Raw genomic sequence first — 13595 nt, forward strand, 5'->3', positions numbered from 1 at the left:
AATGAAGGAATTTTTAAACTACCTCAGCAAACTCAAAAATTACAAATCTTCAGTGGTTTTGTATTTGATTTGCTATTTATTCACTGCAATATTCACTGTGGTCAGTATACCTGCTATTATACCACTATTTGAGATGTTGTTTTTTCAGGCAACGAATGCGGTGGAAAAACCTCAAGAGATTAATTCTGTAATGACTTTTATTCAATCGCTCAAATATCAGTTTTCAGTTTGGGTCAACGGCATGCCCAAGAAAGATGCACTCACCATCATTTGTTTGCTGATCTGTGGGATATTTTTTTTAAAAAATTTATTCAGATACTCTGCAATATATATAGTTGCGCCAATCAAAGCTGGATTAATTAGGGATACTAGATCTGAATTATTTAGAAAATTTGTCAATTTGCCACTTGCTTATTTTTCCGAAGAAAGAAAGGGCGATTTGATTGCGCGCATGACAGCTGATGTCCAGGATGTAGAATGGACATTACTTTCTACTTTGGAGTCTTGGGTGAAAGATCCACTGATAATAATTGGCAGTATTGCTTTTATGACATACATCAGTTTGCCCCTGACACTTTTTGTCTTAGTTCTGTTGTTTATTACAGCTTTTGTGATTGGAGGAATATCCAGATCATTGAAGAAGAATGCAGTGCTGGCACAGGAGGAATTTGGGGAGTTGATTTCAGTACAAGAAGAAAGTCTTGGTGGAATTCGGATAATCAAAGCATTTGGAAGTGAATCCTATATCATTGGTAGATTTGAACGGATTTTAAAAAAATATCGGGATCTTGTTGTGAAGATTCACAGACGAAGAGAACTTGCACCACCTCTATCCGAATTTCTCGGGATAGTGATCGTGAGTATATTATTATGGTATGGTGCCAGCTTAGTGTTTTCAAGTAAATTGGAGGCTTCGTCATTTTTAGCGTTCATTTACGCATTCTTTAATGTGATCGAACCTTCAAAAACCCTGTCAGCGTCTTATTTTAATGTTCAAAAAGGGATGGCAGCGCTCCAGAGAATTCAAGCTGTTTTGAAAGTTGAAGAAACCATCAGGGATCAAGACGACGCTCAGCCCAAGGAAACATTTGATTATGATATAGAATTCAGGAATGTGAGTTTTAAGTATCCGGGTACCCAAGAATATGTACTGAAGAATATAAATTTGAAAATTGGGAAAGGCGAAAAAATTGCCCTGGTAGGTTCTTCAGGGTCCGGGAAAACTACATTGGTGGATGTGCTGTCCCGATTTCATGACATTCAGGAAGGAGATATTCTGATAGACGGAATTGCGCTCAAAAATATTAAAATAGAATCCTTACGCAAAATTATAGGTATGGTCACTCAGGAGGCTATACTTTTTAATGATACAATTGAGGATAATATTTTATTTGGCCAACAGAGGAATAAAGCAGATTTGGAAAGTGCTATGAAATTGTCACATTCATTCGAATTTATCACAGAAGAGGGAAAAGGTTTAGATTTTAATATTGGTGACAGAGGTACCAAACTCAGTGGAGGCCAAAGACAAAGGTTGACATTAGCAAGAGCCATTTACAAAAATGCGGAAATACTTATTTTGGATGAAGCTACATCTGCATTAGATTCTGCATCCGAAAAGTTTGTACAAGATGCTATGGATGGAATGCTGAAGGACCGTACTGCTATTGTGATTGCACATAGATTATCTACAATCCAAAAAGTGGACAGGATATATGTGATGTCAGATGGCAGAATCGTGGAATCAGGCAACCATGCTGAATTATTGGACAAGAATGGAGAATATCGTAAATTTGTTGAATTGCAAACCATGTAAATGTAGTATTATGAAAATTTATAAATTAATAGCAGTTTGTTTAGCAATAAGTAGCATTTCATTTGCTCAAACCACTGTGACAGCTCGGATTTTACCTATTCCGGGGGACACCATCACATTTGTCGTTGATACAAATTTTAGCTCAGTAAAAGTCACGCCTGCAGGTATTGATCAATTTTGGGACTTTAGTTCATTAGGTGTAATCACATATAGAAAGGATATTTATCGAGAACCCTCACAAGGACAGGGGAGCGCAAGTTTTCCAATGTCGAATCTGATGTTGAGGTCAAACGGACAAGAAAGGTATTATATTTCTAGTTCTTCTGGTCTGAACGAATTAGGAACTTATACTCAAAGTGGAGGCCCAATACCTGGTTTTGGCGGCGCAAACATTTATCCGACAATTGTAAAAGTTCTAAAACTTCCACTTAATTATGGGGACACTTATACAGGAGACATTCCAAATTTGATCACTCTACCAAGCAATTTACTGCCTGATAGTTTATTGAATATGCTTCCATTGAAATTTGATTCTTTTAGAATTAAAAATGTTCAGTCTATTGAACACACCGTTGATGCTTGGGGTAAAGTAAAATTGCCGCGTAGAACTTGGAGTGTCTTGAGGGAGAAAGTTGTTACACAAAACAAAAATACAGTTGAAGTTTTGATAGGCTTCATAGGTTGGGTAGATGTAACTACGCTCGCGGAACCTCTTTTGCAAGGACTGTTAGATATAGGAACAACTTATAATTATAGATTTTGGAGTGATGAGGCAAAGGGACCGGTGCTTTCCATTTCCGCTGATTCTACTGGCAACATGCTTTCGATACAGTATAAAGGTGATCCATTTGCTGTTTCATCGGAAGACCTTAATTTCGGAAGAGTTTCTTTTTCGTTATTAAATAATCCATTGTATATTGGACAAAAACCAAAGATCTCTCTCAATCAGGGAGATGTCGATATTTGGAAAGGTGTGGTGAGTATAATGGACTTAAATGGAAGTGTATTAAGAGTGTTTCCGGAAATAACTATATCCAGTAAAGAACCTGTTGAGTTAAATTGGACTGGAGAAGTAAGTTCAGCCTATATTATCCAATGTAAATCATCCAACAACCAAGTTTACAACCTACCATTGATGCTAATTGGAAGGTAAGGAACAAATTAATTTTTAATATTAATTTTTTGCATTTGATGTAAGTATTTTAGCATCAAGTCATATTCTACATTTGCTTTCTCTTGTAGAGTCAGTTTTGACAAATTGGTTTTAGTCCAGGTGTGGGGAATGATGCTTACCTCAAAATACCTCTTATTATAGTTAACTTTAGAGACCGTCAAACTGACTCCATTAATGCAAATAGATCCCTTATGCAAGATAAATGGTATTGCTTTTTTCTGAAACCCGAACCGTAAGTTGTGACTTCCCTCATTTGTGATAATTTTTTGTAATTTTATCTTCCCATCTACATGACCTTGCACTGTATGTCCATGAAGATATTGGTTCATTTTCAGCGGGACTTCAAGATTTAGAACATCACCTACATTCTTTTCACTTAAAGTAGAAATCTTTAATGTCTCTTGGATAGCTTCAACTTTATAAGTACGTCCCCTGCGTTGGATAAGGGTTAGACATACGCCATCATGAGCTATTGAATCATTGACACCGATTTCTTTCGGTAAATCGGCAGATAATGTAAATTGAAGATTCGTACCTGATTTCTTTAGCTCTAGAATTTTTGCCTGTAAAGTAATTATTCCTGTAAACATATAAATTATTGGTGTAACAGTTCAATAAATCCTGACAAATTCAATTTTTGCTTACTAGTTGAAACATTGTAATATGGATCTATGCGACAAGTGTAATAGTAAGTTCCTGAAGCCAATAGTTTACCATTTTTGTTTTTTCCATCCCAGTTAATTTCTGGATCCTGTGTTTCAAAAACTAATCCACCCCATTGATTGAGCACCTTAAAATCAACAGATTGAACAAACAAATTTTGTGTCGGCACAAACATGTCATTATAATGATCTCCATTTGGTGTAAAGCTATTCGGAAGTTCATACTTAAAACACAAGTCAGGACATAATGCTGATTCTTGTGTGCATTTCATCCCATTTGCATCAAATGATGCTATCTTATAACATGCTGGGCGAGTTGTGTTGATTGGATCAATATATCCGCCTGTATGTGAGATGTCGAAATCCATAGAATCTATTAGTTGTGCGCTAAGAATATCTACTTTGTAAAGTCTAATGAGTGATGCAGATTTTTTTGGACAAGAATTATTTGGATTGTCCCAATCCAACTTTACCACAAATGAAGGCTTGTGTTCATCTATCTCATCACAGGGCTCGGATAGCTTTAGTTGTGCACAACATGGAGGTCTGTTGTCTTTGGCATAAACACAATTTATATTGGATCGATTAAAAGTAGAATCTTGAATATTTGAAATTCGAAATATACCCGTTGTCCTAATATAGTAACAATACTGACTGTCCAATGTCACATTATTGTCAATATAGTTTTGTTTGTTGGTTTCTGAAATTTTTTTAAAAATACTTGATCCGGGGTCTTTTCTAAAAACTTCATAAGAAATATTTTGCCAAGGTACTAATTCTTTCCAATGTAAATTGATGTTTGAATCCCCTGTGATTGCAGTTAAAAAAATGGATTGGGCCGGATTTGAATAAACCGTTTTCGAATTTTGATCTTTTACACTTACCCTAAACTCATGTTGTAATGATAATGTATTTGTATTGTTTAATACAAAACTGCTGTCCCAAATTTCATTTCTACTGTTGTATAGTTTTAATGAACCGGGTACTTGCATCCACTGCTGATTCGGATATTTTTCTTCAATGGATTGTTCATATGGTGCTTCAAAATTGCTTGTGTCAAGAGAGGATAAGAAATAGTTCTTCCATTGAATTATGATTTCACCAGTCAATGAGTTAGTCTTGTCTATATCCACCATTGTGATCGAAGGTGAATTTTCATTTTGAAAATAACAGACCTCATTTGAACTTAATGAATGAGTGAAATTATATGGGAAATTCTGTGTACTCAATTTCGAATACTCTGCCTGGATCCGATAACAATATGTTGATGTGGAAGTGATACTAGTGTCCTTATAGACATAAGTAGAACCTGATATTTCTTCGACTGAATAGGCGATTTGCTTGTAAGAGAAAACACTGAGATCGGCGTTGCAAGTATCTTGGAGAATATTTGTAGACCGATCTGAGCGCCAAATTGAAAATCCTCTAAAATCAGTTGCTTGGTCACATAAATAAGGAAAATTCCAAGTTAAAATATTACGACCCTGCTCACTGTTCAAAGACAAGTTATCAGGAGAAGGGGCTATCACTTTTACCCTGAAAGTATGGATATCTACAGCGCCAGTGCTATCTAGAAAGTTATCTGTAGCCTTTAGAACAAATACATAGTAATTGTTGCTTACATGATTACAATCTGGTGTCCATTGAAATCTGGCGACAAATGAAGTATCCTGATAAGAAGATGGGGCTGTGATCATAGGCGGATTATTTAAACCAAAAGCAGAGCCTGAGTAAACCAATTTAACCCTTTTGGAACCTATCGCGGTGTCAGGATCCGATATTCTAAATTTGATATCTATCGGAGTTCCGACGAGTATACAAGTATCAGTAACGCCAGCAATCGTTGGTGGTTGGTTATTTTTGCAATCGTCTTTAACCAGTATTTGCATATCTCGAATTGTTGATGCTATCAACACTCCAGCTCTCCACTCTTGCACAATGAAACTCAGATTATACTCACCGGGTTGTTTTGGCGAATTCCAAATGATAGTACCGGTTTTTGGATCAAGACTCAACTGGTTATCAAGACCGGGTCTAATTTGAGAAGGCAAAGAGTAATTGGGTGCTGGGCTGTTTTTATCCATCAAAGGAGTGCTTAAAACAAACGTTAAACTATCACTATCAGGATCATTAGCTGCGGGATTATGAACAAATACTTGATTCAGACAAGCGAAATCAATCGGGTATTGCACCAACTCAACCGTTTGATTGTATCCTTGAAATGCTGGATTCAAAATTGTAAAAACGGTCTGAACATAAAACGGAATATTTACTGAATTGGGTGGATCTAGATTAACAATATCAGAAATTCTGTTTGGGTCAAAAAAACCAATTATGTATGTTCCACGTCCAGCATAGTTATGTGTCGCCACGTAGGTATTTTTTTTAACATCATTTCCCAAAGATTCACCAAATTGATTTGATCTGACAACTTTGGAAAATGTGCCATCACCCCAATCAATGACTATACTATCTCTATCCGCCGCGAAACTTGATTCTTTTGTAAAAGTGATTACTGTGGCCTCCAGCGTATAATCTGAGAGCTGTTTTACTCGTATCTCACCAGCCCTATTGTGGGTTGCTAAAGCAGAAGTACTGATTATTAAATTTATACATAATATTGTAAGATTCAGGTGTTTCATTTATTTGGCATTTTATACAAGCATTGTTTCAATGAATCTTCCCATTGCGGTATTTTATAATCAAATGTAGATGTAAATTTATCACAATTTAAAACACTATAATGTGGACGACTTGCTGCAGCGTTAAAATCTGCTGTCGTGATTGGCAAAACATTAGTTTGTAAGTTCTGTATTTTAAATATTTCCTTTGCAAAATCAAACCATGTACTCGACCCTTGATTTGCGAAATGATATGTGCCGAATAGATCATGGCCTTCTGAATTTACAGTAGAAATGAGATGAATGATCCCTTTCGCGAGTTCAAGCGCATACGTCGGTGAACCCATTTGATCACTAACAACATGAATCTCCGGTTTACTTTGAGCAAGTCTGAGCATTGTTTTTACGAAGTTATGTCCAAACTCCGAGTAAATCCAGGACGATCGAATGATATAATGTTTTTCCCATAATTCTTTCAACGCGATTTCGCCTGACAATTTGGATTGACCATAAACTGTTTTTGGCTTGCATAGGTCTGTTTCTAACATTCCATCCACACGATGCGTTTCAGAGTGAAATACATAATCCGTAGATATATGTACCATCTGTGTGTTGTGCTCTTTAGACAGCAAGGCAAGAGATTCCACAGCCATATGATTAATTTCAAAACACTTATCTTTCTCCGACTCTGCTAAATCTACCTTTGTATAAGCGGCACAGTTGATGAGAAATTGGGGTTGTATTATTTCGAATATTTGTTTTGATTGGACACTGTTGGTAATATCCCAATGAGTACTATCCATTAGGAAAAAATCATGTTCAGGAGTATTTGGCACCAATCGTCCAAATTCCTGTCCTAACTGGCCATTTGATCCGCTTATTAAAATTCTACTCATTTGATTAAAACTGGCCAGGCTCTGTCTTTTTCAGAGATGATATGATGTTCTCTAGGAATTCTCCAATCGATTTGGAGTGATGAGTCCATTGGATTTATACCTTTTTCTGTTTCCTTGCGGTAATAATTATCGCATTTGTAAGCGAATATGCTATCGTCTTGCAATACTGAATACCCATGTGCAAATCCTCTTGGTATAAACATTTGAGTTTTGTTTTCACCCGAAAGTTCAATGCTAAAAGTTTGACCATAAGTCTCACTATCTATTCTAAGATCCAGTACGACATCAAGCACTCTTCCTTTGATGACTCTGACCAATTTCGCTTGAGCATAAGTCCCTTCCTGGAAGTGTAATCCCCTTATAACCCCATAATTGGAGCAAGATTCATTATCCTGCACAAAGTTTATATTTTTCAAATCATCCGGGCATTTCTCTTGATTAAACGTTTCAACAAAATATCCTCGTTCATCTTGAAAAACTTTTGGTCGAATGATGATAATTCCATTTATTCTTGTTTTTTCGAATAGCATAAGATTATTTTTCTTTGAAAACCAATCTGATTGGTACACCGGTAAGTTCAAATAATGATCTCATTTGGTTCTCTAAAAATTGTTTGTAACTTCCTTTTATCTGATCTGGATAATTCGAAAAGAACGCAAACACCGGATACTCTTTATCTATTTGTGTGACGTACTTGATTTTTATCAAATGATTGCGGTAGGAAGCCGGTGGAAATTTTTGGATTGCCTCCAGAACTTTGTCGTTTAATTCTGATGTTTTAATTTTCTGCTGTCTTAAGTGATAAACCTTAATTCCTAACTCAATTGACTGAAAAATACGTTGCTTTTCCAGTGCACTGATGAATAAAATGGGAACGTCTGTAAAGGGCGCCAATTTCAGTTTAATTGTTCTTTCAAACTGAACTGCAGTATTTGTATCTTTTTCAACCAGATCCCATTTGTTAACCAAGATGATTATGCCTTTGTTCCGCTTTACGACTAAAGAAAAAAGTTCCATATCTTGAGCTTCGATCCCCAGAGTAGCATCAATCACTAAAAAGCATACATCAGCTTCTTCAATTGCCCTGATGGCTCTTAAGACCGAATAAAATTCCAGATCTTCAGTCACTTTATTTTTCTTGCGAATACCTGCAGTATCTATTAAAATAAAATCTTTACCAAACTTCGTATATCTGGAATGAACCGGATCTCGCGTTGTGCCTGCAATTTCAGTAACAATGTTTCTATCTTCTCCTAGAAAAGCATTGACGAGGGAAGATTTTCCTACATTTGGCTGACCGATGATAGCAAACTTTGGAATGTCCTCAGGCAGTATTTCAGAAGCAGGAATGATGGATGTTATGGCATCAAGTAATTCTCCTGTACCACTACCTGAAACGCTTGCTATCGGAAACAACTCATCAAATCCAAGTGACCAAAATTCGTGAGACATCAAAAGTCTTTCGTGGTTGTCAACTTTGTTAACGGTAAGAAATACTTTTTTTTGTGAGGATCTCAGCATACGCGCGATATATTCATCCGCATCAGTCATTCCCGTACTCGCGTCAACAACAAATATGATTGCAGAGGATTCTTCAACCGCAAAATCTACCTGTTTTTTAATGTTTTTTTCAAAAATATCATGTGAACGCTCTACGATACCTCCTGTATCCACAACCAAAAACTCTTTTCCATTCCAGTGAGAACTCCCATAAATTCGATCTCTGGTGACTCCACTCACATCATCCACAATCGCTTGATTGCTACCTGTTAGTCTATTGAATAAAGTCGATTTCCCGACATTTGGTCTTCCGACGATTGCAAATGTATAACTCATGGTTTCATGCCAATTTTAGTAATAAACGATTGATCTTCACGCCAATTTTCTTTTAGTTTGGCAGTCAAGCCTAAATGAACTTTTTGTCTCAGGAATTTTTCAATTTCCAGCCGGCTTTGAATTCCTAGTTCTTTAATTTTTGCTCCATTTTTTCCAACTATGATTGCAAGTTGAGAAGATTTATTCACAAAAATACGAGCTTCAATTTTTGCCATCTCACTATTGTCATCCACTCCTTTGCAACTATCAACTGAAACTATTACACTATAAGGTATCTCGTCGCTGAATAATTGAAATATTTTTTCGCGAATTAGCTCTGCAATAAAAAAGCGCACTGATTTATCACTACTTGTCTCGCTATCAAAGTAGAATGGATGTTCCGGTAAGAAATCAGATAATTTTTGTAATAAGGGTTCTATAGCTTCCTGACTGAGTGCAGACATTTCATAGACATTGTCTCCAAGCTCCAATTTCTGCAATTCCTGTTTCAAATTCTGGATTTGTTCAGAATTTGCGATATCGATTTTATTGATAATTATAATAGCTGGAACTTCACTTTTTTTTAGCATGTTGACCAAATAGGGGTGGATACCGTGTTTATCTGTCGGATCAATGACAAGCAGAAAAACATCGGCATCATTTTTCATACCTTCAATTTCATTATTCATTGCATGATGTAGTTTGTAACTGGCACTTGCAATATATCCCGGACTGTCAGAAAATATAAACTGATTGTCCCCCTCATTTCTTACCACCAACAATCTTTGCCGGGTCGTTTGCGGCTTTGGACTCGTGATGGCCCATTTGTCCTGCATTAAAGCATTGAGCAATGTTGATTTGCCAGCGTTTGGGGAGCCAATTATATTTATAAATCCTGATTTCATTTTATTCTTTTCAATCATAAAAAAAATTAATACAAAGACTAAATTCTTTGAAGAACCCAATCGTATAAAGCATTTGGATTCATTTTTCTCCAATTGAGGTCATTCCATTTTTTCCCAAAATGAATGTGTCTTTGTAATCCAACTGTTTTCATTTCATCTGAAACATGATCCAGAGTATTTATAAAGCAAATCCATCCATTTTCTTCAGCTACTTCTTCATTCCACTCTTCATAGTATGAATCATCTGAAGCATGAAAGTTGAGCACATGTTCCATTAAAGTGATAAATTTAAATATTCCTTGATTCATTAATTTTTCTATAACATCTCTTTTTAAAAACATAATGTCATTTCCCAATGCATCATTCCATTCTCCTATGAATTCTATAATGGCAAAACCTTCTTCATAATCTGAATATATTATTTTTAAAAATAAATTCTCAGCTCCGAATTCATCCCAATGAGGATGAATAAAATAATTATAAACCTTTTTTTCATATTCGAATTCATTGTATGTTTGACCGAAGAATGGGGATCTTTCATCTTCAGTACTGTTGTACAAATCCATCCAAATGTAAAATGGTTCTATATCATGCATAAATATGGCAGGTAATTTTACAATTTCAGGTCCGGAATCAACCGGAAAAACATATTTGTCCATGAGACTGGCTACCTTATGCAAAGGTACATGGATTCCAGAATATTCCCGAAGCTATCTCAACCAATTAAGGCGTTCTTATGCACCAGATGATTTGGATAACATTGCAGATGGCCAGCTGGAAATGATATTGAGAGCGCATGAACAAAGTACAGGGAAACCTTTAATATTGGATACAGATTTACTCAATATCTTGGTATGGAGTGAGCTCAAATATGGAAAAGTTTCTTCGAAAATTGAAGCTTGTTACAGAAAACAACCACCAACACATCATTTATTACTTCAAGCTGATTTGCCTTGGGAATTCGATTCTCTGAGAGAAAATCCATTCGATCGCGCAGAAATTTTCAAATATTTTATAAAAACTTTACAATTTCGTCAACTTCCATTTACTATTATAGAAGGCTTCGGAGCCAAACGTATCAATCAATGTATATGGACTATGATTCAGAAGAGCAAATTTTTGTAACTTTGTGATCAAAGGGGTGCCGTATAAGTGATTTTCACCGGCTGAGAATATACCCTCAGAACCTGGGCAAGTAATTTTGCAGAGGAAAGAGAGATGCGTCAAAACACTCCTTTTGACGAATTATGCAGAGGTATTTATTTATTATTTCATTTTTAATTTCGGACTTTGTGTCATTTGGCCAATATAAAATCATTGGTCACGTCATAGATTCTGATCAAAAGCCCTTTATTGGCCTCGAAGTCAATCTGACTCAACTACAGCTTAGCAGCCATACAGATGAGAAAGGGTATTTTTATTTTGAAAACATTCCAAACGGAAAATACGCTTTAGCAATTGATTATCAATATGATGTAGAGTATAGGACATTGGTGGTTGATGGTAGCAATGTTTCAGAAGATTATATTTTAGAACGCAGGGTTCAGTTCGATGAAGTTCAAATTAGTGCCATCAATTGGGGTGCTGAGCGTAGCGCCAATAGGGTAGTACTGGATTCTGAAAGCTTGATCCAACGAGATGCAGACAAAGAATTTATATACAACATGAATCATTTGTCTTCAGTGCTTTTGAGCTCAGATGCAGGGAATGGTATAGGCTATAGTCAAATCAGAATTCGCGGTATTGATCCTAGTCATTTGCAACTTAATATTAACGGTATACCGATCACTGATGCCGAATCCTCATTAAACTATTATGTGGATTTTAGTGATATCATGTCGAGCGCTGAGCAAATTCAGATTTTCAAAGGAAACGCGCCATTGAGGTCCGGTCCGGGAGCATTTGGACCTGCAATTCAGCTCAACATCAATAAACTGCACTTGAAGCCATTTTTAGCTGTGAAAGTCGGTATAGGATCATACAATAGTCAAAAACTGAGCTTGGTGGCTAATTCTGGTTTATTAGAAAACAAATACGAACTGGAAGGTCGTGTGAGTCTTCAAAATTCAGACGGTTTTATTCAAAGATCCGACTCTAGATTGAGGTCATTTTATCTCAGTGTTGCAAGAATACATCCTGTTTATTCCTGGCGGATAAACCTCTTGCATGGCAAAGAAACTACAGGGCAAGCATGGTTTGGGGTTCCAGAAAGTTTCCTAGAGGACAAGAAAAAAATTACTTTCAATTTTGCAGGCACAGAAGCTCCTAATGATCCTTATCATGATATAGATCAATATAAACAAAGCCATTTACAGTTTTTCTTCAACCGAAAGGTCAGAAAAAAAGGACAGTTCAATTTTACATATAACATCACTTATGGTAGAGGATTTTATGAAAATTATAAACAAGGACAAAATTTAAGTGATTATAAAATTTATCATAAGGATTCTGCATCTGCTGATTTAATTAGACAAAAATGGTTGGAGAATATTTTTGGATTTACACAATTAGAATATAGAAATTCATTCACGAAAACCATCGATTATTCCATAGGTTTAACAGGTTCAATTTATTATGGAAAGCACTTTGGAATTGTGCCGACAGTATTTGTTTCTGAGCCTGAATATCTTAAGGATTTATACTATGATAATAACGGACTGAAACATGAAGTGAGCAGTTTCTTCAAAATACAGAAATTTTCTAAAGACAAGAATTGGATTTTTGGCGCTGAACTATTGTTCAAGACAGTTTCTTATTCAACACGGGGTAGTCATGACGATTATGGCAATATAACTTTACTATATAATACAAGTTACTTGAATCCTCTGGGTTTTATTCACTTTAATATTGGCAAACATATGACGCTAAGCGGAAGTATGGCTTATTACCAAAAGGAACCCTTTCGGGATGATTTATTAAATAATCCCGGTGTTCGAAATGAAGAGTTGTTGGACATCGAACTTGGAGTAGTAGGGGAGCGTTCCACAATAAAGTGGAGTGTAAACTTTTTTGGGATGAACTATTTTGATCTTTTAGGATATTCCGGTAAACTCAATCAAGTGGGTGAACCAATACGGATTAATTTGCAAAATGCACTGAGGTCAGGCGTAGAATGTGATTTAACTTATAAACCAAGATGGGGTGAAAGCTATTTTTCTTTTCAGAAAAGCATTCATCGAACTCGAGAGTATTTGTTTTCATACCCAGTATATGATGACGATTTCAATGTCATCAGGAACCAGGAAATTGAAGTTAAAAATGCACCTTTAGCATATTCACCGGAAACCATGATGTTTTTCTCACAAAATTTAAAATGGAAAGGATTAAAATCATGGAAGACCGATTTCAGTATTGGATATGAACACAAATTTGTCGGACAGCAATATCTTGATAATTCAGGCCGAAATTCAGTTCTAATACCTTCTTTCAATTATGGAAATTTCTTTATTTTGGTAGATGGTTCCAAATGGTTTAAAAATCCATTGTCTTTAAAATTTGTGTTGAACAATCTTTGGGATCAAAAATACTCTTCAAATGGTTGGACATATACATACGGTACAGTCAATCCTATCAAGGACAATGATCCTTATATCATACAAAAAGATGCTGATTTTTTGCACATAGCAAAAGCAATTTATCCACAAGCTTTGCGCCATTGGAATCTAAGTCTACATTGGTTAATACAATGAACCGTAATTTCAGAGCT

The 13595-nt window shown here is 35.9% G+C and carries 11 protein-coding genes; 4 read left to right on the plus strand and 7 right to left on the minus strand.

Translation table 11 applies throughout. The annotated features are described in order from the left end of the window. The first annotated feature begins 1 nt into the window (after position 1). Together IPI99_11090 and IPI99_11095 are read left to right on the plus strand one after the other, a co-directional pair. Entirely contained in the window at positions 2-1816 is a 1815-nt protein-coding gene (locus IPI99_11090) for an ABC transporter ATP-binding protein (GenBank protein ID MBK7341063.1), read from the plus strand. A gap of 10 nt (positions 1817-1826) precedes the next feature. Next, positions 1827-2969: a hypothetical protein gene (locus IPI99_11095; protein MBK7341064.1), complete on the plus strand. Its 1143-nt coding sequence runs from the start codon at positions 1827-1829 to the stop codon at positions 2967-2969. A gap of 8 nt (positions 2970-2977) precedes the next feature. Here IPI99_11095 and IPI99_11100 read toward each other — a convergent pair whose 3' ends face one another. From IPI99_11100 to IPI99_11130, 7 genes are read right to left on the minus strand one after another with little or no spacing between them, the layout of a single operon-like run. Continuing rightward, positions 2978-3580 carry a riboflavin synthase gene (locus IPI99_11100; GenBank protein ID MBK7341065.1) on the minus strand — a complete coding sequence of 201 codons (603 nt, stop codon included), beginning with the start codon at positions 3578-3580 and terminating at the stop codon, positions 2978-2980. Between the two features lie 5 nt (positions 3581-3585). Continuing rightward, complete coding sequence (locus tag IPI99_11105; GenBank protein MBK7341066.1) at positions 3586-6294, minus strand: gliding motility-associated C-terminal domain-containing protein; 2709 nt, start codon at positions 6292-6294, stop codon at positions 3586-3588. Next, positions 6291-7169, minus strand: a complete 879-nt coding sequence (gene rfbD / locus IPI99_11110) for a dTDP-4-dehydrorhamnose reductase (GenBank protein MBK7341067.1) — start codon at positions 7167-7169, stop codon at positions 6291-6293. Before rfbD ends, IPI99_11105 begins: the two co-directional genes overlap by 4 nt. Beyond that, positions 7166-7699, minus strand: coding sequence for a dTDP-4-dehydrorhamnose 3,5-epimerase (rfbC, locus tag IPI99_11115; GenBank protein MBK7341068.1), 534 nt, complete (start codon positions 7697-7699; stop codon positions 7166-7168). The genes rfbD and rfbC overlap by 4 nt, the downstream gene beginning before the upstream one ends. 4 nt (positions 7700-7703) lie before the next feature. Beyond that, on the minus strand, positions 7704-9005 hold the full coding sequence (gene der / locus IPI99_11120) for a ribosome biogenesis GTPase Der (GenBank protein MBK7341069.1): 1302 nt from the start codon (positions 9003-9005) through the stop codon (positions 7704-7706). After that, entirely contained in the window at positions 9002-9889 is an 888-nt protein-coding gene (era, locus tag IPI99_11125) for a GTPase Era (GenBank protein ID MBK7341070.1), read from the minus strand. The genes der and era overlap by 4 nt, the downstream gene beginning before the upstream one ends. A gap of 38 nt (positions 9890-9927) precedes the next feature. After that, positions 9928-10485, minus strand: a complete 558-nt coding sequence (locus IPI99_11130; GenBank protein MBK7341071.1) for a hypothetical protein — start codon at positions 10483-10485, stop codon at positions 9928-9930. A 4-nt stretch (positions 10486-10489) separates the two neighbouring features. On the opposite strand from IPI99_11130, the gene IPI99_11135 reads away from it, so the two are divergent. Continuing rightward, complete coding sequence (locus IPI99_11135; GenBank protein ID MBK7341072.1) at positions 10490-11014, plus strand: ATP-binding protein; 525 nt, start codon at positions 10490-10492, stop codon at positions 11012-11014. A gap of 122 nt (positions 11015-11136) precedes the next feature. Then, positions 11137-13578 (plus strand): TonB-dependent receptor, encoded by a 2442-nt coding sequence (locus tag IPI99_11140; protein ID MBK7341073.1) that lies wholly within the window; start codon positions 11137-11139, stop codon positions 13576-13578. Positions 13579-13595 lie beyond the last annotated feature (17 nt).

It is taken from the genome of Saprospiraceae bacterium (genome assembly GCA_016710235.1).
Classification (GTDB): Bacteria; Bacteroidota; Bacteroidia; order Chitinophagales; family Saprospiraceae; genus Vicinibacter.